This is a genomic window from Betaproteobacteria bacterium (genome assembly GCA_016709965.1).
Classification (GTDB): domain Bacteria; phylum Pseudomonadota; class Gammaproteobacteria; order Burkholderiales; family Rhodocyclaceae; genus Azonexus; species Azonexus amarohabitans.
The window spans coordinates 1-24,968 of sequence record JADJLT010000002.1 but is presented as its reverse complement, the minus strand read 5'-3'; the positions used below and the strand labels follow the sequence as shown (position 1 = coordinate 24,968).

General features: G+C 54.1%; 22 protein-coding genes, 2 tRNA genes and 2 pseudogenes. 14 read left to right on the top strand and 12 right to left on the bottom strand.

The window, feature by feature from the left end:
- Window positions 1–46 precede the first annotated feature (46 nt).
- The gene (locus tag IPJ12_11470) at window positions 47–808 is read left to right on the top strand and encodes an RNA methyltransferase (GenBank protein MBK7647759.1); all 762 of its coding nucleotides are present in this window, start codon (window positions 47–49) and stop codon (window positions 806–808) included.
- Window positions 809–816: 8 nt separating this feature from the next.
- Here IPJ12_11470 and IPJ12_11465 read toward each other — a convergent pair whose 3' ends face one another.
- The 7 genes from IPJ12_11465 to IPJ12_11435 all read right to left on the bottom strand — a co-directional run bounded on the left by IPJ12_11465 (window position 817) and on the right by IPJ12_11435 (window position 8,036).
- Window positions 817–1,695, bottom strand: a complete 879-nt coding sequence (locus tag IPJ12_11465) for an HDOD domain-containing protein (GenBank protein MBK7647758.1) — start codon at window positions 1,693–1,695, stop codon at window positions 817–819.
- 63 nt (window positions 1,696–1,758) lie between these two features.
- Window positions 1,759–1,834: transfer RNA gene (locus IPJ12_11460), tRNA-Val, on the bottom strand.
- A gap of 9 nt (window positions 1,835–1,843) precedes the next feature.
- Window positions 1,844–2,116 carry an HU family DNA-binding protein gene (locus IPJ12_11455; GenBank protein ID MBK7647757.1) on the bottom strand — a complete coding sequence of 91 codons (273 nt, stop codon included), beginning with the start codon at window positions 2,114–2,116 and terminating at the stop codon, window positions 1,844–1,846.
- Between the two features lie 163 nt (window positions 2,117–2,279).
- Window positions 2,280–4,691, bottom strand: a complete 2,412-nt coding sequence (gene lon / locus IPJ12_11450) for an endopeptidase La (protein MBK7647756.1) — start codon at window positions 4,689–4,691, stop codon at window positions 2,280–2,282.
- A gap of 67 nt (window positions 4,692–4,758) precedes the next feature.
- Window positions 4,759–6,021 carry an ATP-dependent Clp protease ATP-binding subunit ClpX gene (gene clpX / locus IPJ12_11445; GenBank protein ID MBK7647755.1) on the bottom strand — a complete coding sequence of 421 codons (1,263 nt, stop codon included), beginning with the start codon at window positions 6,019–6,021 and terminating at the stop codon, window positions 4,759–4,761.
- Between the two features lie 13 nt (window positions 6,022–6,034).
- A complete protein-coding gene (clpP, locus tag IPJ12_11440; protein ID MBK7647754.1) occupies window positions 6,035–6,664 on the bottom strand; it encodes an ATP-dependent Clp endopeptidase proteolytic subunit ClpP in 630 nt (209 codons plus the stop codon).
- Between the two features lie 67 nt (window positions 6,665–6,731).
- Window positions 6,732–8,036, bottom strand: a complete 1,305-nt coding sequence (locus tag IPJ12_11435) for a trigger factor (protein MBK7647753.1) — start codon at window positions 8,034–8,036, stop codon at window positions 6,732–6,734.
- 166 nt (window positions 8,037–8,202) lie between these two features.
- Between IPJ12_11435 and IPJ12_11430 the strand changes: the two genes are divergently transcribed.
- The 4 genes from IPJ12_11430 (at window position 8,203) to IPJ12_11415 (ending at window position 12,392) form a co-directional block, all read left to right on the top strand.
- Window positions 8,203–8,278: transfer RNA gene (locus tag IPJ12_11430), tRNA-His, on the top strand.
- 177 nt (window positions 8,279–8,455) lie between these two features.
- Window positions 8,456–9,694 carry a tyrosine-type recombinase/integrase gene (locus IPJ12_11425; GenBank protein ID MBK7647752.1) on the top strand — a complete coding sequence of 413 codons (1,239 nt, stop codon included), beginning with the start codon at window positions 8,456–8,458 and terminating at the stop codon, window positions 9,692–9,694.
- A gap of 411 nt (window positions 9,695–10,105) precedes the next feature.
- The gene (locus tag IPJ12_11420; GenBank protein ID MBK7647751.1) at window positions 10,106–11,602 is read left to right on the top strand and encodes an IS21 family transposase; all 1,497 of its coding nucleotides are present in this window, start codon (window positions 10,106–10,108) and stop codon (window positions 11,600–11,602) included.
- Complete coding sequence (locus IPJ12_11415) at window positions 11,595–12,392, top strand: ATP-binding protein (GenBank protein MBK7647750.1); 798 nt, start codon at window positions 11,595–11,597, stop codon at window positions 12,390–12,392. The genes IPJ12_11420 and IPJ12_11415 overlap by 8 nt, the downstream gene beginning before the upstream one ends.
- A 317-nt stretch (window positions 12,393–12,709) precedes the next feature.
- On the opposite strand, the gene IPJ12_11410 is transcribed toward IPJ12_11415, so the two are convergent.
- The gene (locus IPJ12_11410) at window positions 12,710–13,909 is read right to left on the bottom strand and encodes a hypothetical protein (GenBank protein ID MBK7647749.1); all 1,200 of its coding nucleotides are present in this window, start codon (window positions 13,907–13,909) and stop codon (window positions 12,710–12,712) included.
- Between the two features lie 236 nt (window positions 13,910–14,145).
- A complete protein-coding gene (locus tag IPJ12_11405) occupies window positions 14,146–14,847 on the bottom strand; it encodes a hypothetical protein (protein ID MBK7647748.1) in 702 nt (233 codons plus the stop codon).
- Window positions 14,848–15,018: 171 nt separating this feature from the next.
- Between IPJ12_11405 and IPJ12_11400 the strand changes: the two genes are divergently transcribed.
- The 3 genes from IPJ12_11400 to IPJ12_11390 are packed head-to-tail and all read left to right on the top strand — an operon-like array spanning window position 15,019 to window position 16,698.
- On the top strand, window positions 15,019–16,338 hold the full coding sequence (locus IPJ12_11400) for a trypsin-like peptidase domain-containing protein (GenBank protein MBK7647747.1): 1,320 nt from the start codon (window positions 15,019–15,021) through the stop codon (window positions 16,336–16,338).
- Window positions 16,335–16,490: a hypothetical protein gene (locus IPJ12_11395; GenBank protein MBK7647746.1), complete on the top strand. Its 156-nt coding sequence runs from the start codon at window positions 16,335–16,337 to the stop codon at window positions 16,488–16,490. Before IPJ12_11400 ends, IPJ12_11395 begins: the two co-directional genes overlap by 4 nt.
- A complete protein-coding gene (locus IPJ12_11390) occupies window positions 16,474–16,698 on the top strand; it encodes a hypothetical protein (GenBank protein MBK7647745.1) in 225 nt (74 codons plus the stop codon). The genes IPJ12_11395 and IPJ12_11390 overlap by 17 nt, the downstream gene beginning before the upstream one ends.
- A 1-nt stretch (window position 16,699) precedes the next feature.
- On the opposite strand, the pseudogene IPJ12_11385 reads toward IPJ12_11390, so the two are convergent.
- From IPJ12_11385 to IPJ12_11375, 3 genes and pseudogenes are all read right to left on the bottom strand, one after another.
- A pseudogene (locus tag IPJ12_11385) lies at window positions 16,700–18,228 on the bottom strand (IS66 family transposase).
- A 62-nt stretch (window positions 18,229–18,290) separates the two neighbouring features.
- Window positions 18,291–18,629, bottom strand: coding sequence for an IS66 family insertion sequence element accessory protein TnpB (gene tnpB / locus IPJ12_11380; protein ID MBK7647744.1), 339 nt, complete (start codon window positions 18,627–18,629; stop codon window positions 18,291–18,293).
- 52 nt (window positions 18,630–18,681) lie between these two features.
- A complete protein-coding gene (locus IPJ12_11375; GenBank protein ID MBK7647743.1) occupies window positions 18,682–18,990 on the bottom strand; it encodes a transposase in 309 nt (102 codons plus the stop codon).
- Between IPJ12_11375 and IPJ12_11370 the strand changes: the two genes are divergently transcribed.
- From IPJ12_11370 to IPJ12_11345, 6 genes and pseudogenes are all read left to right on the top strand, one after another.
- Window positions 18,887–19,729, top strand: a complete 843-nt coding sequence (locus tag IPJ12_11370) for a hypothetical protein (protein ID MBK7647742.1) — start codon at window positions 18,887–18,889, stop codon at window positions 19,727–19,729. The two genes, IPJ12_11375 and IPJ12_11370, sit on opposite strands and share 104 nt — an antisense overlap.
- A gap of 160 nt (window positions 19,730–19,889) precedes the next feature.
- A pseudogene (locus tag IPJ12_11365) lies at window positions 19,890–20,185 on the top strand (transposase family protein).
- Between the two features lie 625 nt (window positions 20,186–20,810).
- The gene (locus IPJ12_11360; protein MBK7647741.1) at window positions 20,811–21,404 is read left to right on the top strand and encodes a hypothetical protein; all 594 of its coding nucleotides are present in this window, start codon (window positions 20,811–20,813) and stop codon (window positions 21,402–21,404) included.
- A 595-nt stretch (window positions 21,405–21,999) separates the two neighbouring features.
- Window positions 22,000–22,575 (top strand): hypothetical protein, encoded by a 576-nt coding sequence (locus tag IPJ12_11355; GenBank protein ID MBK7647740.1) that lies wholly within the window; start codon window positions 22,000–22,002, stop codon window positions 22,573–22,575.
- Window positions 22,576–22,935: 360 nt separating this feature from the next.
- Window positions 22,936–23,295: a hypothetical protein gene (locus IPJ12_11350; protein ID MBK7647739.1), complete on the top strand. Its 360-nt coding sequence runs from the start codon at window positions 22,936–22,938 to the stop codon at window positions 23,293–23,295.
- A complete protein-coding gene (locus tag IPJ12_11345; GenBank protein ID MBK7647738.1) occupies window positions 23,274–23,816 on the top strand; it encodes a hypothetical protein in 543 nt (180 codons plus the stop codon). Before IPJ12_11350 ends, IPJ12_11345 begins: the two co-directional genes overlap by 22 nt.
- The last annotated feature ends 1,152 nt before the right edge of the window (window positions 23,817–24,968 follow it).

Genomic DNA, 24,968 nt, shown 5'->3' with positions numbered 1-24,968 from the left:
GGGGCAGGGCCACCCGAAATATATTTGAAAGAACGAATTTTACACTATGAACCCAGAAGTCCTGCTTTCGCGTATTCGAGTTGTTCTGTGCCGCACCAGTCACCCCGGCAATATCGGTGCGGCAGCGAGGGCAATGAAGACGATGGGTCTTTCGAAACTGTATCTTGTCGAGCCCAAAAAATTCCCCGACCAAGAGGCAGATACGCGGGCAACCGGCGCGGTTGACCTGTTGCAAAACGCCACGGTTACGTCGTCACTGAAAGAGGCGCTAGCGGGAGCGTCTTTTGCTGTTGCGCTTTCTGCACGGCAACGTGATATTGGGCCGGTAATAGGCGCACCGCGCGAAACAGTGGCACGCCTCTTGATTGAGGCAGGGCAGGGGGATGTTGCCCTGGTTTTTGGCAATGAAACAGTTGGTCTTAGTAACGAAGAAATCCTCTACTGCCATGCAGCCGTGAGCATTCCTACCAATCCCCAATTCAGCTCGTTAAATTTGGGATCAGCCGTTCAAGTTCTTTCTTACGAATGTCGTATGGCAGCCTTTGACTCAATGCCGCCTGCTTTAGCGCAAGGCGTCACACCTTTTTCTTCGCCGATGGCCACTCATGATGAAGTTGAAGGTCTTTACGCCCATTTGGAAACTGTAATGACAGATACAGGATTCTTCAATCCAGCGCAGCCAGGGCGTTTGCTTCAAAAGCTGCGTCGTCTATTTGGTCGGGCGCGCTTGGAAAAAGATGAAATCAATATTCTTCGCGGGGTATTGGCATCGACACAGGTCAAGACCAGCCACGGGCGTAAGTGTTGATCGAGCTTTCAGGCAAAACTGCTCCGCATCTCTTGGGCCAGCGCTTCAATTTCCGGCCGCAAATACCCGTATTTCTCTTCAATTGAAGCCAGTTCGATTGGCAATTCCGGTTGATCCTGCATTAGCCATTCAAAATGCCCACCGCTGAGCATATTGGCGACGTAAATAACGTCTGCCAAGTTCCTGATTGTCGTTGGGGTTGTTCGCATGTGGTCATGATCAATGGTTGCCTCGACAATTTCATCGGGAAGTCCCAACGCATTTAGCAAGGAAACACCAATGCTTTCGTGCCATTGAACAATCAGATACTTGATACTCTCCGGGCGATGGCGCAATTCCTCGTACTGAGTGGCCCGATAGAGCATATAGAACGCGCCGAGGTCATGTATCAAGCCAGCCAGCATCGCTTCATCAGCATTTTGGTTGGTCATTTGACGGGCGATTACGTTGGCTGCAGCAGCGCAATGGATCGAATGCTCCCATAGCGAATGGGTAATGCTGGAAAACTCAGCCATACCCTTGGCACGCATGAGTTGGGTCATCACGATACTGAGCGATGCGGTGCGTACAGCATTGAGACCAAGCCGATGAATTGCCGATTTTAGGTCAACCAATTCACGACCTTCTGGATTGAAGACCACCGAGTTGGCCAGATGCAGCAATTTTGCAGAAATCAGCGGCTCAACCGAAACTGCATGGGCAATATTCGCAATGGTCTCTGCAGGATCGTGCAGGACTTTACGCAGACGAAGAACAGCATCGAAATAGGTTGGGAAGACGACTTCGCCAGAAAGCTCTTTTGCGATGTCAGTCAGCATTTCGAAGCGTTGGTTTTTTAGCGCTTCACCTTTTTTGTCCTGATCGTTAGCGATTTCTGTAGGTTTCATGAAAGCATTATCAAACAAAACCCCGCTTTGCGGGCGGGGTTCGACTTGTCATTTCTGAGTTTTTGGTGGGTGCTGAGGGGCTCGAACCCCCGACATTCGCCTTGTAAGGGCGACGCTCTACCAACTGAGCTAAGCACCCAAAATAAAATCAATTACAGGCATCCTTCAAGCCTTTGCCAGCACGGAACTTAGGCGATCTGGCGGCTTTGATCTCCAGTGTCTTGCCTGTGCGAGGATTACGGCCCGTACGAGCGGCGCGTTCGCCAACGTAAAATGTACCGAAGCCAATCAGGCTAACCGTGTCGCCTGCATTCAGCGCTCCCTTGATGGAGTCAACCGCTGCATCCAGTGCTCGGCCTGCGGCGGCTTTGGAAATATCGGCTTGAACGGCGATGGCGTCGATTAGTTCAGTCTTGTTCATTTACGTCCCCTAAAATTCGATTTGAAGTGATGAAAAGTTTGCGAGGACGAATTTATAGCTCCGCCGAAATCCTTGTGTCAAGTGGATTTACAGGGAGTTGTCAGGGGAAGAGCGCAGAGGAAAGGATGCCGGACTTATTACGGGGGCATCCTTTCCTTGTGAATCAATGTGTAAGCAATGTCTTTGCGGCAGATTCTGCTGACGACTGGACGCCAGCGTCTGCAACTGTGGGTTCCGGAAGTGCTTCCGGCATACGCTCCAGCGCACGCTCCAATACCTGGTCGATCCATTTAACCGGAACGATTTCAATCTTGTTTTTGATGTTGTCGGGAATCTCGGTGAGGTCCTTGATGTTCTCCTCCGGAATCAGCGCCATCTTCAAACCACCGCGAACGGCGGCCAGCAGCTTTTCCTTGAGGCCACCGATCGGTAGAACCTCGCCGCGCAGTGTGATTTCGCCGGTCATGCACACATCGCAACGAACTGGAATGCCGGTATATGACGAAACCAAGGCTGTTGTCATGGCACCACCAGCCGATGGGCCGTCTTTGGGCGTTGCGCCTTCAGGAACGTGAATATGGATATCCGTTTTCTCGAATGTTTCGTCCTTGATGCCAAGGCGACGAGCACGGGCACGAACGACGGAGCGTGCCGCTTCGACTGATTCTTTCATGACATCGCCCAGCGAACCAGTGCGAATGATGTTGCCCTTGCCTGGCATGATGGCACATTCAATGGTCAGCAGTTCTCCACCGACTTCTGTCCATGCCAGACCGGTTACCTGACCGACCTGATTTTCTTTCTCAGCCATGCCGAAGCTGTAACGACGTACCCCCAGGAATTTATCGAGGTTTCTTGCGTTGACCGCAATTTTTGTATCGCGCTTCTTCAATACGAGGGTCTTAACGACTTTGCGACAAATCTTCGAAATTTCGCGTTCCAGTGCTCGAACACCCGCTTCACGGGTGTAGTAGCGAACGATGTCGCGAATGGCGCTGTCGGCAACTGCGATTTCTGTCTTCTTTAGACCGTTATTCTTTATTTGCTTGGGCAACAGATAGCGCATAGCAATATTGACCTTCTCATCTTCCGTGTAGCCTGACAAGCGAATGACTTCCATCCGGTCTAGCAAGGGAGCCGGGATGTTCAGCGTATTTGCTGTGGCAACGAACATGACATCGGAGAGGTCGAAATCGACTTCCACATAGTGGTCCTGGAAGGTATGGTTCTGTTCCGGATCGAGCACTTCAAGCAGTGCGGAAGAGGGATCACCCCGAAAATCCTGGCCGAGCTTATCCACCTCATCCAGCAGGAAAAGGGGATTTCGTACCCCGACTTTGGTCAGGCTTTGCAGAATCTTGCCCGGCATGGACCCGATGTAGGTGCGACGGTGACCGCGGATTTCCGCTTCATCACGAACGCCACCCAAAGCCATACGAACAAACTTGCGGTTCGTCGCTTTGGCAATGGATTGGCCGAGAGATGTCTTGCCGACACCCGGGGGACCAACCAGGCAGAGAATCGGCGCCTTGACCTTGTCGACACGTTGCTGAACAGCAAGATATTCAACGATGCGCTCCTTGACCTTTTCCAGGCCAAAATGGTCAGCATCAAGAACCTTTTCTGCGGCCAGCAAGTCCTTGTTGGTCCTGGTTTTCTTGCGCCAAGGCAGGCCGATCAGCGTCTCGATGAAATTACGGACAACGGTGGCTTCTGCTGACATTGGCGACATCAGGCGCAGTTTTTTCAGTTCGCCTTCAGCCTTGGCCTGGCCTTCCTTGCTCATGCCTGCGGATTTGATCTTCTTGTCCAGCTCTTCCAGATCGGCGCCTTCTTCACCTTCGCCGAGCTCCTTCTGGATAGCTTTGACCTGTTCATTCAAATAATACTCGCGCTGACTTTTTTCCATTTGGCGCTTGACGCGGCCTCGGATGCGCTTTTCGACCTGAAGAATGTCAATTTCAGCTTCGAGCTGGGAAAGCAGGCGGTCGATTCGGTCGCGAATACTTTCCATCTCCAGAACTTCCTGCTTTTGCTCAAGTTTGAGCGGCAGATGTGCGGCGATGGAGTCTGCAAGGCGGCCGGCATCTTCAATTCCGGCAATTGAAGACAGTACCTCAGGCGGGATTTTCTTGTTGAGTTTGACGAACTGATCGAATTGCGCGACTACGGCGCGGCGCATAGCCTCGATTTCATGGTCTTCGACGCCCGGTTGCAGAATCGGAACAGCTGTTGCCATAAAGACAGACGATTGCACCTCGATGGCTTCTACGCGGGCGCGCTGCGTACCCTCAACCAGCACCTTGACAGTACCATCGGGCAACTTGAGCATCTGCAGTATGTTGGCCATACAGCCGATGCGATACAGATCCTCGGGTTCCGGTTCATCCTTGGCCGCTGATTTCTGTGCAACCAGCAGAATGTTCTTGCCAGCCTCCATGGCCATTTCAAGAGCCTTGATTGATTTCGGGCGGCCGACGAAGAGCGGGATGACCATGTGCGGGAACACCACGACGTCGCGCAGAGGCAGCAACGGCAGTTCGACGGTTTCCGGGAGCGTGTTGGGGTTCGACATTACGATGCCTTTGAAATAGGTATGTGCCCCCTACGTGGGGGCGGGGAACCGCAATTCAAGTACCGGCTCAGTTGGAGCCAGAAACCTTTGGCTGATCGGCGTAAATAAGCAAGGGCGGCGTGTCGCCAGTGATCATGTTTTCATCAATCACTACTTTTTCGACATTCTCCATGCCCGGGAGTTCGTACATCGTGTCGAGTAATGCATGTTCAATGATCGAGCGCAGACCGCGAGCACCTGTTTTCCGAGCCAACGCCTTCTTTGCGATGGCAGAAAGGGCGCCGGGGCGAACTTCAAGCTCCACCTCTTCCATGCTAAACAGCTTCTGGTATTGCTTGATCAGTGCGTTCTTTGGTTCGGTCAGAATCTGGATCAGCGCTGGCTCTTCAAGTTCCTGCAAGGTTGCAACTACCGGCAGGCGACCGATCAGTTCGGGAATGAGGCCGAATTTGATCAGGTCTTCCGGCTCTGCATCAAGCAATACTTGGCCGACTGCTTTCTTGTCTTCCTTGCTCTTTACTTCGGCACCGAAACCGATACCACCACGTTCCGAGCGATTGAGAATGATTTTTTCCAGGCCGGCAAACGCGCCGCCACAGACGAACAGGATGTTGGTCGTATCGACCTGGACGAAATCCTGGTTCGGATGCTTGCGGCCTCCCTGCGGGGGGATCGAAGCTACGGTGCCTTCGATCAGTTTGAGCAGGGCTTGCTGGACGCCTTCGCCCGATACGTCACGGGTTATGGAAGGATTGTCGGATTTGCGGGATATCTTGTCGATCTCGTCGATGTAAACGATCCCTTGCTGAGCCTTTTCGACATCGTAGTCACACTTCTGTAGAAGCTTCTGAATGATGTTTTCGACGTCCTCACCCACGTAACCGGCTTCGGTAAGCGTCGTGGCGTCGGCCATGACGAACGGTACATTGAGCAGGCGAGCGAGGGTTTGGGCAAGCAGCGTTTTGCCGGAACCAGTCGGGCCGACAAGCAGAATGTTGCTCTTGGCCAGTTCCACTTCGCCGGCATTCTTGGCGGTGTGACGGAGTCGCTTGTAGTGGTTGTAGACCGCCACGGCGAGAATGCGCTTGGCGACTTCCTGGCCGATGACATACTGGTCAAGGATCGAGCAGATCTCACGCGGTGTCGGCAGGTCGGAACGACCAGCCTTGGCGGCTTCTTCCGGAAGTTCGTCACGGATGATGTCGTTGCAGAGTGAAATGCACTCGTCGCAGATGAACACCGACGGACCGGCGATCAGTTTTTTTACTTCGTGCTGGCTCTTTCCGCAGAAGGAGCAGTAAAGAAGTTTTTCCGGGCTGCCTTTAGTCATCTGAGGTCTCCGTTCAAGCCGCGTCGCGGCGGGTCAGTACCTTGTCGATCAAACCGTATTCTGCTGCTTCGGCGGCCGAAAGGAAATTGTCGCGATCTGTATCTTTTTCGATGCGCTCAAGCGGCTGGCCACTGTGCTCGGCCATGATCCGGTTCAGGCGATCACGAATTGAAAGGATTTCCTTTGCATGGATGGCGATATCCGACGCCTGGCCCTGAAAACCGCCCAGCGGCTGATGGATCATCACGCGGGAATTTGGCAGCGCGAAACGTTTACCCTTGGCGCCGGCATTGAGCAGGAAGGCGCCCATGGAAGCGGCCTGCCCGATGCAGAGGGTCGATACGTCCGGCTTGATGAATTGCATGGTGTCGTATACCGACATACCTGCCGTCACCGAGCCGCCCGGTGAGTTGATGTAGAAATAAATATCCTTGTCCGGATTTTCCGCTTCAAGGAAGAGCAATTGGGCAACAACCAGATTGGCTGTTACGTCGTTGACAGGGCCGACAAGAAAAATCACGCGCTCCTTGAGGAGGCGCGAATAGATGTCGTACGCGCGTTCACCGCGGCCGCTCTGCTCCACCACCATGGGGACCATGCCGAGTGCCTGCGGATCCCAGTTGCTTGCGTTATCGATATTCATGTCAGCCCTTGTGCGTTGCTTGTTGGTTACATTCAAGACGATTGTCGCTTTCGCGACAAGGTCAAGATTACTGCTTCTGACCCATCAGTTCATCAAAAACTGCAGCCTTGTCGCTAACCTTGGCCTTGCTCAGCACCCAGGTGACGACATTATTTTCGATGGCGACGCCTTCAACTTCCTGAAGGCGCTGCGGTTGAGCGTAATACCAACGGATGACTTCTTCCGGATGCTCGTAGCTTTGGGCGGTTTCTTCAACCATGGCGCGAACCTGCTCCGGAGTTGCCTGAAGCTTTTCCGTTTTGACAACTTCAGCAAGGATCAGGCCAAGGATGACACGACGCTTGGCCTGGTCGGCAAACCATTCCGGCTGAATCGGCATGTCCTTGATCTTCATGCCACGCTGTTCCATGTCCTGGCGGGCTGCCTGCATCAGACGCTGGATTTCCATGTCGACCAGAGAGGTCGGTACGGAGATCGGGTTGGCCTTGATCAAGGCTTCCATGACCTGATCCTTGACCTTGCCTTCGATGCGGCGCTTCACTTCGCGTTTCAGGTTGGCTTCGATTTCGCTGCGCATCTTGGTCACGTCGCCGTCGGCGATGCCCATGCTGGTGGCGAATTCGGCGTTCAGTTCCGGCATGACCGGCGCCTGCACCTGCTTGACGGTGATCTCGAACTGGACTGTCTGCCCTGCCAGATCTGCGGCGTGGTAGTCGACCGGGAAGGTCAGGTCGAAAGTCTTGGTGTCGCCGGCGCTGGCGCCTTCAACAGCATTCTCGAAATCCGGCAACATCATGCCCTGACCGAGCACGAAGGGGTAATCACTGGCCTGGCCGCCTTGGAAAGGAACGTCATCCTTCTTGCCGAGGAAGTCGATGACAACACGGTCTTCCTTGGCGGCAGCACGGTTGGCATCGGCGTAGGAAACACGCTGCTTGCGCAGGATGTCGAGGGTCTTGTCGACTTCGGCGTCCGTTACTTCGAGGACCGGGCGTTCGACTTCCGAGGATGACAGGTCACCGGGGGTGAATTCCGGGTACACCTCGAAAACGGCGGAGAATTCGATGTGGGTGGTGCTTTCGGTGGTCTTCGGCTCGATGCGTGGGTAACCGGCGACGCGCATCTGCTGGGCGGTCACGGTTTCGACGAAGACACGGTCGAGCTCTGCTGACAGTACTTCGTGACGAGCCTGGTCGCCGTGCTGCTGCTTGACGATGTTGAACGGCACCTTGCCCGGGCGGAAGCCAGGTACCTTCATGTTCTTGCCCATGCGTTTCAGGCGTTGTTCCATTTCCTTCTCGACATCGGCGATGGCGATGGAGAGGTCGACGCGGCGTTCAAGTTCGTTAGCTTGTGCAGTGGTTGCTTCCATGAGAGTTCCTTGTGACTACAGAGCCGAAAAAATAAAGCTGACAATAATATCATGGGAGCCCCAATGCAGTGCGCTTCAACGTCATGGTAGGGATCTTTGTCATCGATGTATCTTTGCCTGTAGACAGAGTCTTCGGAACTTCGTACAATGCGCGCCTTCTTCAGCGGCGGCTGTAGCTCAGTTGGTAGAGTCCCGGATTGTGATTCCGGTTGTCGTGGGTTCGAGCCCCATCAGTCGCCCCAAAATATCGTTTCACCAAGTATCAAGAAGCACCATAAACCCCAACAGCTATAGGCTCTTGGGGTTTTTTGTTGTCTCAATGCATCCCAAGGATTACCATTAGATACCAATAGATTGTTGGTATTTATGTTGGTAGTTCATGTGCCAACATAGCCGTGTACCAACAAAGGAGCGCGGATATGACCACAGGTACGTTATCGGCGGTTGCAGTCAAGAATGCCAAGGCCAAAGAGCAGCCCTACAAGCTCTCAGATGGGGGCGGCATGTTCCTGCTTGTTGATGCCAAGGGCGGCAAATATTGGCGCCTAGCTTATCGGTTTTTAGGTAAGCAGAAGACGTTGGCGCTTGGCGTTTATCCGGAGGTGTCGCTAGAGCTAGCCCGAAGAGCTAGGGACCAAGCCAGGGAGCAGTTGCGCGAAGGTGCCGACCCCGGAATGGTTCGCAAGGTGGGCAAGTTGCTAGCGCACCAGGCCGCCCTAAACAGCTTTGAAGCTGTTGCCAGAGAGTGGCATAAGAGGTTCTCCACTGGCTGGACTGCCCATACGATTAACAAGAATATCCGAATACTCGAACTGAATGCGTTTCCCTGGCTTGGCGAGCGCCCAATTTATGAAATCAAGGCCCCCGAGTTGCTGGCTGTATTGCGACGGGTCGAAGAGCGTGGCTTGATGGACACGGCGCACCGCCTGAGACACACATGCGGTCAGATTTTCCGGTATGGAATTGCTACTGGTAGGTGCGAACGAGACATTTCAGTTGATCTTCGGGGGGCTATTGCGCCACGTCGGCCGCAGAATATGGCGGCCATCGTTGATCCGAAGGTGTTTGGCGAATTGTTGCGCGACATCTGGGAATACCAGGGAACATTGACCACGTGCTGCGCCTTTCGGTTATCTGCACTTTTCGGTCTTCGCCCAGGTGAGGTCAGGAATCTTGAATGGTCAGAGGTAGATAAGGATGAACGCCTGATCCGCATTCCGCTTGGAAAGATGAAGGCGCGTCGGCTTCACGTAGTGCCGCTTTCCAAGCAGGCCTTGGAGATCATTGAAGATATTCGGCCGCTGACGGGAACTGGTCACTACTGTTTTCCCGGATTGCATAGCCGAGAGCGGCCGATGAGTGAGAACACTATCAACGCAGCGCTGCGTAGGATGGGGTACGACACCAAAACCGAACATACCGCGCACGGATTTCGCAGCTCATTTAGCACCATGGCACACGGCTCCGGTTTGTTCCGTCCGGAGGTTGTTGAAGTGCAACTGGCCCATAAGCATGGGGACGCGGTGCGGCTTGCCTATGATCGGGGTGACTTCCTCGAAGAGCGGCGCAAATTAATGGACTGGTGGGCCGACCAATGCGATCAGATGCGCCAAGGAGCAAAGGTGATCAAATTGAAGGTTGAGGCGGGGCATAAATGATAGCGGCCTAGCGTGAGCAATCTTCCTGTTGTGGCTGATGATCAGGTTTATTGAGTCAAATATATTTTTACTCATCAAGAATAAAGTCGCATATGGCGAGGATGGTATTCCACAGCTCCGTTATGAGTTCCTCGCGTACAGCCTTTGGATGTCCGAAATAGATCTACAATTTTCGGACAAAAATTCTTGCCTTCTGTCCGAAAAAATTGTACAAATATCGGACAGGAGGTCATGTGTCAGATATCAAATCCGCCATTTCGTCGCAAATCAACGCTGCAGGTCCAGGCCTCGTCTGGGTGTTGACGCTCGTTGAAAACTGACCAGAAAAGCGAGGTTGTGCGCGCTGAAAATTGACCAGGGTGATTAACTAGTCCGCTCATTTTTTGAGCAGGATTTTAGGAGATGATCACCATGAAGGATCTGGGAAGGATTCGGCGGTTGTTTTACCGGGATGGCGTGTCGCTATCCGAGATTTCGAGGAAGACGGGGTATAGCCGGAACACCGTCAAGCGTTGGTTACGGACGCCGGAAGGCACGGAGCCGAAGTACGAACGGGAGAACCCGAACGTCAAGATTGCGCCCTATGCGGCGCGACTCATCAAGGCGCTGGAAACGGATGCTCGGCGCCCGAAACGGGATCGGCGTACGGCGCTGAAACTCTTTGGTGAATTGCAGGCGGCCGGATTTACGGGCACCTACTGCCGGGTCACTGAGTTCATCCGGCGCTGGCGTTCCGATGGTGGCGCGGCGGTCAGCAAAGCCTTCGTTCCGCTCCACTTTGAATTAGGCGAAGCCTTCCAGTTCGACTGGAGCGAAGAGCATTTGGTGATCGGTGGTGTCTGGCGCAAGATTCTCGCCTCGCATCTGAAGTTCTGTGCCAGTCGGGCCTTTGTGGTTCAGGCCTACCCGACGCAAGGCCACGAAATGCTGTTTGATGCCCATACCCGTTCGTTTGCGGCCTTGGGCGGCATTCCTCGGCGCGGCATCTACGACAATATGAAGACGGCCGTGGATAAGGTGCAGAAGGGCAAGTCCCGTATCGTCAATGCCCGCTTCTCGGCCATGGCCTCCCACTACCTGTTCGACCCGGATTTCTGCAATGTCGCCAGCGGCTGGGAGAAAGGCGTTGTCGAGAAGAATGTCCAGGATAGCCGGCTGCGGCTCTGGCAGGATGCCGGCAAGGAACGCTTCAGCTCTTTCACCGAACTGAACGTCTGGCTGCTCGAACGCTGCCGTAGCCTGTGGCAGGAATTGCGCCATCCTGAGTACGCGGATCTGACGGTGGCCGAGATGCTGGAACACGAGCAACCGAGCCTGATGCCAATGGTGGCGCCCTTCGATGGGTATGTTGAAACCCTGGGCAAAGTCTCCAGCACCTGCCTAGTCACGCTGGATCGTAATCGCTATTCGGTGCCGTGCGAGTTGGTCGGCCAGGTCGTTAGCCTGCGTCTCTATCCGGAGCGGATTGATATGGTGGCGCACGATCTGCGCATGGCCAGCCATCCACGTAGTTTCACCCGGCAACAAACGCTCTACGACTGGCAGCACTACATTCCGCTGATTGAACGCAAGCCGGGTGCCTTGAGAAATGGCGCGCCATTTGCCGACATGCCGGAAGCTTTGCAGCGCCTGCGCAGTTTGTTGCTGCGTCGAGAAGGTGGTGATCGGGTCATGGCCAAGGTCCTGTCAGCGATTGCGCAGTTCGGTCTGGAGTCTGTGCTGGTGGCGGTCGATCTGGTTCTGGAATCAGGCTTGCCCAGTGCCGAGCACGTCGAGAACATGCTCAATCGACTGAAGTCTGGACCCATGCCACCACCGGTGGAGACCCCGCTGACGATCAGCGAAGCACCGATCGCCGATACGGGTCGCTACGACCAGCTGCGCGTGGAGGTGAGCGACCATGCGTGAGCTGATGAGTGAGTTCAAGGAGCTGCGCCTGCACGGCATGGCTGGTGCCTGGGAAGAGCTATCGGCCAACGGTGGCGCCGGCATCGACACTTCTCGCTGGTTGATCGAGCATCTGCTGCAGGCCGAACATACTGACCGGGTCATGCGCTCGATTGGCTACCAGATGCATGCGGCCCGCTTCCCTGTACATCGGGATCTAGCGGGATTCGACTTCGATCAATCGAAGGTAGATCAGAAACTGATTCGGCAACTGGCCGACCTGTCCTTTACCGAGGAAGCGCAGAACGTGGTGTTCATCGGTGGCACGGGAACCGGCAAGACGCACCTGGCCACGGCACTGGGTGTTTCGGGGATTGGGCACCATAACAAGCGGGTTCGGTTCTTCTCGACGGTGGATCTGGCCAATGCCCTGGAACAAGAGAAGGCGGCCGGCAAAGCTGGCCGGATTGCCTTGGGACTGCTGCGCATGGATCTGGTGATTCTCGATGAGCTGGGCTATCTGCCGTTCAGCCAGGCTGGTGGTGCCTTGCTGTTTCACTTGCTGTCGAAGCTCTACGAGCACACCAGCGTGATGATCACGACCAACCTGACCTTTGCCGAATGGCCGAGCGTCTTCGGCGATGCCAAGATGACGACGGCGCTGCTCGACCGCCTGACGCATCACTGCCACATCGTGGAAACGGGGAATGAGTCATTTCGCTTCCGGCACAGCACGGCAACGGCCAAGTCGAGGATCAAGGCAAGGGAGCAGAGCAAGCGGGGAAATCCACCCGAGGAGGACGCGTTCTGATCAGGGCCGCGTTGGGAAATCCGTTCCGGACTTCGTCCTCCACGGCTTTCCCAACGCATTCATCGTGGCTCGGAAATCGATTGTTCTGAGCTACACTTATCCACAAGCCAACCTATGTCAGGTGGCTATCACACCTGGTCAAAATTCAACGAGCACAGGTGGTCAAAATTAAACGCGCGCCGACACTCCAAATTTCAAACTGCCGTGGGCTGGCGCTTTACCCGTCAAGCTAGCGATCTACCGAAAACGAATCACCTTCTTTGTGACGTGATGGCCAATACGTTCTTCGCCACGCAGGGGCACTCGTTCGATTGAGTTCATTTCTCCTGCGGCCGCGCATCCTTATTAAGTAGTCCCTTAACAATCTGTGCAAAAACCGGTGCCGCCGTATCACCGCCATAGGCAAGTGGGGCATCCTTTTGAAACCTGAACACCACGCCCACCAGCCAACGTGGATGGTCAGCCGGCGCCATGCCGACGAAAGTAGCTGATTGCAGGCTGGTTGCAGTTGCTTCACCGCTTTCGCTTTTCTGATGGGTCAGCCTTGAACCGTTGGTGCTGGTTTTCCCGGCAACCCGAATCTCTGGAAGCATGGCCTTGGGGGCCGTACCTTCGGCGCTTGTGGCGCGGACAAGTATTTCGCGAATATCCGCCGCTGTACCGGGTGAAACGATGCGGGTAGCTGGTATCAATTCCGGAGACAACTCCTGAATTGTCAAAGGCCTCTTCAACCCGCCATTGGCAATCGGGATATACGCGGCAACCGCTTGCAGCAGATTGGCTTTCAGGTACATACCAGGTTGCGCCAGCATCGGCGCCGACCAGCTTTTCCAATCGATGGGATCCGACGAGACAGTCGTATTTGATCCCGAGATTTTCAGAAATGGATCAAAGCCCAACGACTGCGACAAATCTTCCAAAGGAAGCATCAAAGCGATCTTGGCGCTACCCACATTGGATGACTTGACCACAATATCCGAGGTGCTCATGTATTTTTCCGGGTGAGCATCCGTAATTTCAGTAGATCCTACGATCAACGTACCGTGCGTATCAAGTTGGGTATCAGGTCTGACTCGTCCCGTCTCCACCGCACGAGCCACGAGGAGTGGCGTCATCAGACTGCCCATCGGAAAGTGCACAGCCCCAGTGCGAGCAATCTCTTTCTCCAGCTGATTCGGGTCTCGCAAATTGGTTGGCTGTTCAAAGTTCGGCCCATTGACGATCGCCCGAATTTTCCCGGTGTCGACCTCAACCACCACTGCAACAGCGTCAACCGGATCGTAAGCAACGATGCCCTTCGCCAGTGCTGCGCCGACTAGTAACTGAATTTGTGGGTCAATACTTGTTCGGGACGCTACTTCTAAATTAATCAGTTCAGACTCAGCGAGTTGTTCCGGAGCAAGCTGTCGTTCACCCATCGTGCAAGCGGTTAGCGTTACCGCGAAAACGGCGGCGAAGATAAATGTTCGCCCCATGTCATGCGGCGCAATTTTTAGTGATCTGTATGGCTTTGACATTATCGAATCCAAGGCTATAGGCGGAAAGGAGGTTGAAGTAACGGTAGATTGCTCAGATCTTGCCAATTCGACGGACACGCTGGGCGAAGGTCATGAACGTGATCGAATCGAATTCAAAAATGCAGGAGCACCGCCATTCATAAAAATCGACGAATTTAATAACCACGATGATTGCCCCCGCACTTCTTGACGCTTGGCTCCTATTTGGCAGAATAGGCAAGGCACATACTTCTATCTCATTTCGGTACCGCCACGCTCCTGTCCGGAACAGCCATCTTCAACTGTCTGGCACGCTCAGCCTTCTCCATGGCTAGGAGTTGCTCTCCATTTGGAACAAAAGGGGTCAAGTATTCCTTGGAGCAGACCAGCCTAAGTGGGGATTGATAGAAATGGAGGATGCGCTGGGCCTTGGGTTGGTCGACATCCTTGCAAATTTCAAGCTTTCCGTCTTTGTCATAGACGCAGAGGGCCAGCAAGGTGGTTTCGCCATCCTTGCAATTCAGATCCAGAGTGTGAACAACCGTCGCTGGATATTTCCGTTGAGTCGCAGGATCCATGATCACCTTGCCGTTGTAGTCTTCACGCAGGTAGATACGCCGGTTTGTCAGGCTGAAGGGATGTTCCTGGTCAGGAATGGCAACATGGACTCGCTGATGGGTTTTGTGAGTTTCCAACTCGATCCACCGGTTAAGTGTGGATTTCATGATCGCAGCCATTGAGGCTTGATAGGCCTCGCAGCGCTGCAGGAGCTTCTGATCGTCAGATTCGTCCGAATTCGAACAGGACTGGATTAAAGCAAACTGCTCTTCCGCTGTGAGAGTGGCCGAAGAACCGCCTTGGGACTGCTCTGCCAGGGCATGGCCGGCAAGCCAAAGGCCAGAGCTGAGTAACAGCGAATAGCACAGGCACTTGGCGTCATTCAATTTTCGGGACTTCATTGCTGGCTCCTGATCAATGCTTCACGACTTGGTTTACGAAAGAACTACGCTTGCGGTTGAAACGCCAAGCGCCGAACAAGTGATGAATCAATTACGTAATATCCACTTGCATATTATGGGACAAATCCGGGACAATCAAGATGTTTTTTCTTCTGGTGTCGGGTCATGCGAATGTTCAAACTATATCTTCTGGTTCTTGCAAGCTGCTTTCTGCCGCAGCTTGCACAAGCGCGCCTTGCGATGCCGTCCAGCGCTTCAGACGGGGCGCGGGTTTTTGCCGGGGTTCGGCCGGCGGTCGTTGCCCTGCGTACGTCACTGATCGATTCCGAGCAGCGCAATTCCAGCGGCTCCGGCTTTCAGGTTGACGCGCGCGGCTGGACGATCACCAACTTTCATGTTGTTGCTGACTACCTGTTTGATCCAGCCAGGTACCGTTTGCACTACGAAACGGCCGGCGGTGGGCAGGGCGAAGCTGAGGTCATTGCCATCGATGTGCTGCACGATCTTGCCCTGGTGGCGCCGCGAAAACCGCTACCGAAAGGTGATGCCAGACCGCTGGCACTGCCAACGCACGGTACGATCCACCGGTTGGCAAAGGGCGAGGCCATCTACGCCGTCGGCAATCCGCTCGATCTGGGCATGACTGTCAGTGCCGGCACTTACAGCGGAGTCGTCGAGGGTACTTTCGTGGAGCGCATCCATTTCACCGGCGTGCTCAATCCGGGCATGAGCGGTGGGCCGGCGCTGGATCGCACGGGCAGTGTGGTCGGTATCAATGTTTCGCGCTCCTTCGGGCGTGAGTCGGTCAGCTTTCTGGTGCCTGCAATCCACGCGGTCCGACTGTATGCCGAGGCCAGCCGGCAATCGGCGCTGCCAGTCGCAGAACTGCGCCCAACGATAGCCCGCCAGATGCTGGAACGGCAGGCCAGGCTCGCCGAACTTGCGCTGGCCAAGCCATGGGCCGGCGAAAGCCTGGGCAAGTACAAGGTGCCAAGCCTCCTCGCGGACTACATGGATTGCGGTGCAGCCAGCAACGAGTCGGCTAATGCGCCGCCACCCGTCGCGGCGAAGGCGATCGCTTGTGCGCTTAAAACATCCGTGATGCCGGCTCCGGAAGCGCGCAGCTCAACCCTGTCCTACCGTCATACCCTAATCCGGCCACGGTCACCCGATACGCTCAACGCGTTTCAGTTGGCCGCTGCTGCGAGTCCGAGGTTTCTCAATGGCATGGCGATCGCCCAGAACTCGGTCATGGCCCGCCAGGTCTGCCACAACAGCTACACCAAAGCCGGGCCGGCGCAAGAACTGCCTGTCCGGCTGGCCTGGTGCGCCCAGGGCTACCGGGATTTTCCCGGGCTTTACGATTTCCAGATTGCGGTTGCCACGCTCGATGATGATCAGTCGGTACTGGTTTCCCGCCTGACGCTGGAAGGGTTCACCTGGGACAACGCGTTGGCCTTGACCAAGCGCCTGCTGGAGGAAATTCAATGATTATCTGGATCGAACAACTTTCCGGGCAGCACGCGGTTCAGATCCGCACTCGTTTTGAGCTGCTGCCGGTCCGTCTGGGGCGCAGCTACGCCAACGACTTCATTGTTGAAGACGCCGGCGCCGCCCCTGGAGCACATGACAATAAGCAGTGATCCCGATGGTGGGCTGCTGGCCAGCGCGGTCGGCGAGGCGACATTCGAGATCCTGGACGATCCGCAAGCACGGCAGCTCGCCCGTATCGACGGCAATACCGTGATCCGGATCGGCAAGATCTTGCTGCGCGTGCGCAGCGAGGCCGATGTCCTCGAGCTCCCAGAGTGCAAGACTGTAAGCCCCCGGCGAACCCAGGTTGTTTTCTGAGTCAGGCGATAGTTTGAGGCTGCCAGCGATGCGGCAGTAGTTCGCCGACACGGCTTGCTGGTTGGGTCGGCAGGCGCGTCAGGACATCTTTCAGATAGACCAACGGATCATAACCATTCAGTTTGGCGGACTGGATCAGGCTCATGATCGCGGCGGCGCGTTTGCCGGCACGCAGGCTGCCGGCAAATAACCAGTTCTTGCGGCCAAGCGCGATAGGCCGAATCTGATTCTCGATCCAGTTATTGTCGATCGGCACCTGACCATCGGACAGGTAATGCGTCAGCGCCACCCAGCGTTTCAGACTGTAGTCGATGGCTCTGGCGGTCCCTGAACCATTGGGCACCCCCTGCCGTTGCCGGGTCAGCCAGGCATGCAGCTCATTAGCAATCGGTTGGGCTTTCGCTTCCCGGATTCGTCGTCGCTCATCGGCATCGAGGTCAACGACCTCTCGCTCGACCCCATAGAGTTTGCCGAAATACTCCAGTGCTTCACCTGCAATCAGGCTCTGCTTCTGGCTGTGCAAATCGAAGAACTTGCGTCGGGCATGCGCCATGCAGCCCGCTTCGGTGAGGCCCTTGGCCAGCAGGGCCTTGTAGCCTGAGTAATCGTCACAGATCAGCGTGCCGCGCCAGTCCCCCAGGAATTCCTGGGCATGCCTGCCAGCACGACTTTCGGCAAAGTCATAGATCACCGCTTTGGTCGGCCTGAAGGCGCCGATGCTGTATGACCAGAGATAGGCCCGATGTGTCTTGCCGGCCCCCGGGTCCAGCATAGCGACTGGCGTTTCATCGGCGTGAAGCACCCGATGCCCGAGCATCTCCCCCTTCAGGGCATCGACCAGCGGCTGGAGGGCCACGCCGCATTTCCCAACCCATTGGGCCAGCGTCGATTGCGGAATGGCCAGTCCGGCCCGGCCGAACATCGCTTCCTGGCGGTAGAGGGCAGGTGATCGAGGTACTTGGCAACCAGCACCTGCGCGAGCAGTCCGCTGGTCGGAATGCCCTTGTCGATGACGTGTGCCGGGACCGGTGCCTGGATCAGTGTTTCGCACTGCCCACAGACCCACTTGCCGCGAATGTGGCGCTCAACGCTGAAGACGCCGGGCGTGTAATCGAGCTTCTCCGACACATCTTCGCCGATCCGTTTCATCGTGCAGCCACAAGGGCAGACCGTCGATTCCGGCTCGTGATGAATGTCGGTACGCGGCAGACTTGCCGGCAACGGCTGGCGTTTGGCCTGGCCTTTCGCCTTCGCTGGTGTTGCAGAAAGTTGCGCCAGCTCTTCTTCCATCGCGGCCAGATCGGCATCAATGGTTTCCTCGAACAGTTGCCGCTGCTCGACCGGCCAGTGCTCGGTCTTGACCCCGAAGCGCCAGCGCTTGTGCACGGCCAATTCATGCGTCAATTTGTCGATCTTGCCCTGCCGCCAGTTCAGTTCACGATCACTCTCGGCCAGCAAGCCTGCCTGACGAATCACCAATTGGCGAAGTTCGTCAGCACTGAGTTGATCAAGGTTGGCGGGCAAGGACATGACCGGCATGATGCCGGCCACCACAGCCTTTGGCTATCATGGACTTCCCTACTGGTGGACCGTCAAACGATCCGGATTACACCGCCGTCTGCCAGGCGCTCCCAGGGCAGACCGAGGACGAGTGCATCAAACTGCGACCGGGACAGTTCAACACTCGTATTGCCATGTCGCCAGCAGAATCGCCCCTGATTGAGCCGACGGTTCGCTAGCCAGATGCCGTAGCCATCATGGACCAGCACCTTGAGCCGGTTAGCTCGGCGATTGGCAAACAGATAGGCGTGGTGCGGCCGGGCTTCGCCAAACATCGAGACGACCCTGGCCAGGATCGTCTCGGTCCCTGCCCGCATGTCGAGCGGTGTGGTCGATAGCCACAAGGCATCGACCCGAATCACCGGAGCCAATCTCGCAACCAGGCGGCACAATCACTCGCTGCCTGTCCGGGCCATTCAATCTTCACCGCCGTGTTGCCTCGCCGGACTTCGATTCGGATGTCGGGGACGCTCGAGACGATGGGGGAATCGCTACCGCCACAAATGCCGGTTCGGCAATGCACTTCGATGAAATCGACCGTGCCGGCAGGCTGCGGCTCGGTGGCTCAATGCCTCTTTCCCGCATCCAGCGACGGACCTGATTTGCATTCACCTCGTTGGCGAGTGCAATGCCGGCGACTGATGCCCCGGTCTCACAACAGGCCGCGATCATTGCCTGCTTGAACTCTTCGGTATGGTTCCGCCTGCGGCGGCTTGGCTTCTCAATTTCCATAGTGTCCACCATCGTTCTTAGTGGACACTATCTTCACGGTCTAAGCCTTCAATTCACAGATGACTTCGCCGGGGGCTTACGCAAGACTGCGCCGGCCGGCAAGACGGTATCCGAATACCTGCGGGCTGGCCTGTTTTTTTCCATGTTGCCCATCCTGCTAGGCATCGCCCTGTTCGCGTTACGCAACTGGCTCGCCGATACCGATGCCTCCGGTTTCAGCCACTACTTTGTCGATCGCCTGGCACTGCTCTATGGCATCGTGCCCTGGGTTGGCCACTGGGCGCTGCTCTCCAACGCTTTCGCTGGCGACAGCCGGATTTCCCGGCATCTGCTCATCACCGGTCTGGGGCTGTCGGCGCTGGCCCTGGTCAAACTGGCCTTGCCTCTGCTGTCATCCGGTTTGGCGGTCGGGCTCACCGGCTGGCTCGATCTGCCGCTGTCGGCCTTGGTCATTGGCGCGACCCTGATCGCTCATATCGCTGAAGTCGCCAACGGCCGCCGTATCCTGCCTGCCGTGGCCCTCAGCATGTTCGCTATCTGCGTCGCCACCGGCGCCGGCTGGTATCAGGACAGACAGAAGGCCCAATTGCATGCCCGAACACCAATGCCTGGGCTAAGCCCAGCCAAAGTTCGTCTGGCAGCCATCCAGGACAGAGCTGAAGTTCTGACGCAGTTGGGCAAGATCGAGACTTTGGCTACAGAGGAGCTAAAAGCGCCGCTGCCTGATGAGTTGAGGTAACGATGACCTTTGTTAGGAGGCCTTTAGGAATGCCAATATCGATTGTTTGTTGGTATTAGCATATTTATTAACGAGACATACTGTGGAGGCTTGGTAAAACAGCGCATCAAGAAAATCATCGAATAGCTCAATGGGTTTTCTGCCTCAACATGTATTTACATTGTGGCGCATCCTCGACCAGGCGGCTCGCTTTCGGGGCTACCCCAGGGCCATTCGAACCGACCAAGGGCCGGAATTTACCGGCAAGGCGCTTGACCAGTGGGCATGCTAGCATGGCGTTCAGCTCAAATTGTTCCGGCCGGAAAACCCACGCAGAACGCGTTCATCGAGTGCTTCAACGGACTCTTCCGGGATGAGTGCCTGAATGAACACTGGTTCACCAGCATATGACACGCACAGGTCGTCATTGAGGCTTGGCGATGTGAATACAACGAGGAGCGACCGAAGAAATCCTTGGGCGGTTTGACACCTACCGCCTATGCCAAAGCACTGATCCAGAAATCAGTTAAATTAACCTAGGTCTCTAAAGCTTCCAGTCAGGTTTCTACGTGAATTCGACAAGCATATATATATAGAATTAAAGTTCGCTCTACATATATCATGGAGCGATACCACCAAGGTGGCGTAGCTGAGCGTTGAGTCCTCGAAGCAATCGGACGTATCACTTGGCTTCAGTGGATATTGACGCGATACTTGAGTTTGAATCGTTGCATCTTAGCAAGGTTGAGAAGGCGTGGTCGATGCCAAATGAATGAATCGACGAAACAGTCTCCCAATCGTTACCCATTTCCACGCCTTAAGAGTCGAATATGCTGGAGACACTGATACCGTTCCTTGGCTCACTATTGAGCCCAGCGATTTGCAAATACGTTACGGAAGAAATGCCTAGCAAAATTTTGGAAGGTATTGTCGGCAACCGCGGGGATGCAAGCGCAGTATTTCTGGGTAAGCAAGTTTACGGGTCCTTAATTCGGCGCTATCGCCAAGGGCGCCTTGATGAGAACGGCGATGTGGAGAAGGCACTCGTCGACAGCTTGCGGAAACCTATACCGCCCTAAGCGAGCAGTGTAAGGGAAAGATAGTGGGTAGCATTCAACGGGAATGGATCGATGATGTCTTCAAGACCTTGTTGGATGTTGACCATTGCCAGTGGCTCATCTTTGAGCAGTTTGAGGTGGGGCCAACAGATGAAAAAGATGCCGGAACACTGAGCCCAGAACGGCTAGCTGAACTCGCTGCTATGGGAGCACCTGACCGTGGAGTGCAGGCCATGCTGGAACAGGACGTAATGGCTGCAGCTGAGGTGCAGGATGCGCTAATCAGCCGAACTCGGCCAGATTGGTTCAACTCTCTTGTTCAGAAGGGTTGGTACGAGCCTGGTCATCAGCCCGACCCGATCACCCTTGGCCACATCTTTGCTTTGCAGTTTCGGCATAAGATCAAGTACCGGCCTGAGGTTAGTCGCATTTTGGTACAAGACGGCTTGCAGTCTCTGCGCGAAGGCACTAAAGGAATAGAGGCCGAACTCATAGAAATACGTACAGCCCTTGATCAATTGCTGTCCAGTAAAGGTGTTCAGCTTGCGCTACTGGACGCATTGGATTCCACCCTAGGTGAGCTGCCTGCAAGAATGGTGGCCTTGAAGACGAATTCGTCCGCCAGGGAGGGCAGTTGAAGGAAATTGATTCCGGTCTAATCGCCTTGGTTAGCTTTCAACACAACTTTCGGAAATGAATCCATGGGAGGTTGGGCCGAATTGAAGACTCTATCGAGAGGTTTGGCGACAGAATAGCAAAGCTAGATGAACGTTTGGCAGAAAGCTTGTCGCACTCTTCAACATTAGGGACTGTGGCAAGAGATAGATGTAGTCTTACCGAACCGCTACCCCTTTCGAGAATGCCTATTGGTAGAGATTCTGAAATTGGCCAACTAAAGGAGTACTTAGGTGACGACGCGACGAGGATGATCCGAGTATTGGGGCGTCCTGGCTCAGGGAAGACAACGCTAGTCTCTTATGTACTATCGCATGCGATAAAGGAGGGAAAAAATTCATTACCTGACAATTGGAAGATTGACGGACTTGTCTATCTTCGCTGCAGCGCGTATGGAGATAGGGTTGCAGCAAGACTTCTGGAAAAACTCGACAGTTTGTTAACGCAGTTGGGCATTTCGTCAGTTGTCACAAGCGCTCAAGCAAGTTCTTTCAATGAAAAAATTGCGTTGTTTTCCAAGGCTACAACCAACCTCAATATTCTCGTCTTTTGGATAACTTGGAATCAATTATCTGCGTGGAACGTCAGGATGAGCTTCTTGACCCTGATCTGGGGTGCCTCTTCAAAGAAATATTGCTTGGCCAATGCAACATTCGAATCGTTTATACAAGTCAGGTAAATCCAAAAATTCTGCTTGATTCCAATTTTGAACCAATAGAGGCTATCGCACCGGGTCGCCAGAGAGCACTGATCTTCAAACAGGGCTCAACGCAGAAAGAGGGGGTAGAGCTATTAAAGCAGCAGGACCCACAAGGATCGTTGCGACTGTTCGACCTCCCACAGTTAACCCTCGAATCGGTAGTTTGCATGGTAGGAGGAAACCCTAGAGCACTTGAAGTCATTGGCGGTCTTCTGCACAGCGGCCAGATATCTTTGAGCGAAATTGATGCACTACTAAGCGCAAGAACCGAAACTGTGCATTTTCGGGAACTCCTTAGTCAACTGATAGGTAACTATTTTCAGAGGCTAAATAATAAAGAAAAGCAGTTTTTGCAAGCATTAGCGGTGTTTGGAAGGCCGGTAGCCATGGGGGGCTATCAGGTTCGTTCTGGAGTCATGCGGATCAGAAACTAACCCGAATCTCGATCAGACGTTGCAAAGCCTTTTAAGAAAGAGGTTGATCTTCTGGAGTGTTTCGGAATGAACTCGATCAGCATGATGCTGATCGAGCATTTATTATTACCAGCTTACCCACTGATGCCGAGGGGGCTAATCAAAATTCCTGGACAGTGAAAACTTATTTCAGAATGCAGCCCTCTACTGGCATTCTCAACAGGTCTCTGAAGAGAACTGGAGAACAGTTACAGATTTGGAGGCTCACTTTTGTGAGTATGAGATACTTTAATCCAAAATAACTGGGTAGCTGCCGTTGGCTTAGTGCTGGCGATATCTGATTTCCTATTGCGACGGGGTATTACCTTCTGACTGAAGGAAATGCTTGAGGATTTGCACAAGTGCCAAATGCCATTTCATGAGCGAGGAATAATCAGCAGATTGTTGGCAGACACCAATGTGCGCTTAGGTGAATATGAAATCGCAAGAAGCCTTGCGGCCGTCGCTGCCAGTACTGCCGATGCAGAAGGCGTATTGGAAGAGCGTCGACTTGATTCTATCGCTGCGCGCCAAATCGAAGCAAAATGCGAGCTAGAACTAGGGCGGGTGGCAAATGCGATCGTTATCTTGGACAGCAGCTTGCTTGAGCTTCGTTCCACATCAGGAGCACCGCCCATGGATCCGAAACTTGCCGAGGTGATGCTTCGCGTACTCGTGACTTGGCTTTTGCGAACAGCGTAGTTGGAGAGGTAGAACTCGCAATTGAGCTTTCAAAGGAGGCTGAAACTATTGGCCTCCAGCATAAAAAATATTCATTGGCGCATTGTTGTTGTGGCATATCAAGGGCTTTATTACTCTATCTCGGGGAAATGGCGAAAGCGCGCGAAACATATCTGAAAGCAATTAGTTTAGGTCGAGATCAGAACGAGCGCTTTCCTTTAGCATTGGTTTATGGCCTGCTCTCTGAACTTGATTTGATTACTGAACAGGGTAATGCAGTGGATTTTGCTCTACGTGCCTTGGAGATGGAGCAGGATATTCGTAAGAATGCTGTTACGGGTAGTTGGTGTCACTGGCTGATAGCACTTGCTCTTGCACGCAATTCTGACAGAATTGTAAACGCCAAAGATCACGCGGAAGAAGCACTCAAATTCAATAGGCCGTTGAACAAACCCAAATCCAAGAGCGTTACTGGGTATTGTATGTTTAAGGCTTGGCCAGCGAGAGAATGGGGTAAAGATACTGGAAGAGGTTATTCGTGAAACGGACAAATTAGTACGCTCAAAGGATCGAAACTGGGAGGTTCTATATGCCAAAGGGTGGGCACTCTAAGCTTAGCGAGTTGCGGCTATGCCGCTTTATGAGGCTATCGAGGTATATGAACTCGCGCGCCTAGCTTCGCCGCATCTGGGGCATATCGCTCGAACCCGGGTGCAGTTTGAAGTGATTAAGCCTCTGCTTGAGGCCCAACTTGGCGCCAAGGAATCGAATTCGAATCGATATTTCAGGTAGTAAACACTAACCAGGCGGTAATACCAATGTTTTCGCCGTGGTTAATAGATCAGGGGTCAATTCGGAAAGCTCGACGTATTCGATGGAAGGAGATGCGACGAGGTACTGCTGCTTCGTAAATGGTAAGTAAATGGTTTGGACTGTATATTTTAAGCAGGAACATCCGCAATTTGGGAACTTACTAGGCCTAAATTCGATCTGGTAAGTATGCTCACCCGTGATAAATGCCTGCCAGATGATTAGGTAAGCCTTCGGATTAATTGCTGGCTGGCGTTCAACAAGGTCAGTCGCGCCAGGATTGAAAACCAGATGTTGCAATATCGATCTTAAGGTCTGGGACCAGCCAATCTATCGCTGATATGCCTGGAAGCATTCTGGCTAGAGTCCTTCTGCGTTTGCGGCTGCAATCGCAAGGTGTCCGGGGATACAACAAAGGCCAGGGTGACCATACAAAGCCATGCAGACATCAAAGCCTTCTCGACAGATCCAATGACGAGATCAGCCATCCTGCGATAGGCAAATATACGATCCTCACCATCTCGGTAGCAATCTGTTAATGATGTCGCGCCCGAAACTCCCCTGCAAATCCACGATTCTTCAATGAAGTTACTTGATAGAAAGAAAACGCGGCCAGCCGCACTAGATATTGCTTAGTTTCTATCGTGACGTCCGAGATCGCTCTAAATCCTAGTCCAACTACTACCAACGAACCGGCATCCCGTGCAATAAATTTCTTATTTAGGCAGGCGAACTTGGTACAGGAGAAATAATGCCAATTTGGGAACGTAAATAGCCGTCAAAATTGCCCAATACTTCCACCGATTCTTGATTAGTGAAGCCGTATGACTGCAAAACCATAGCCTTGTCATTTTTCCACTGGATGTTTATGGCAGCTTGTTCCG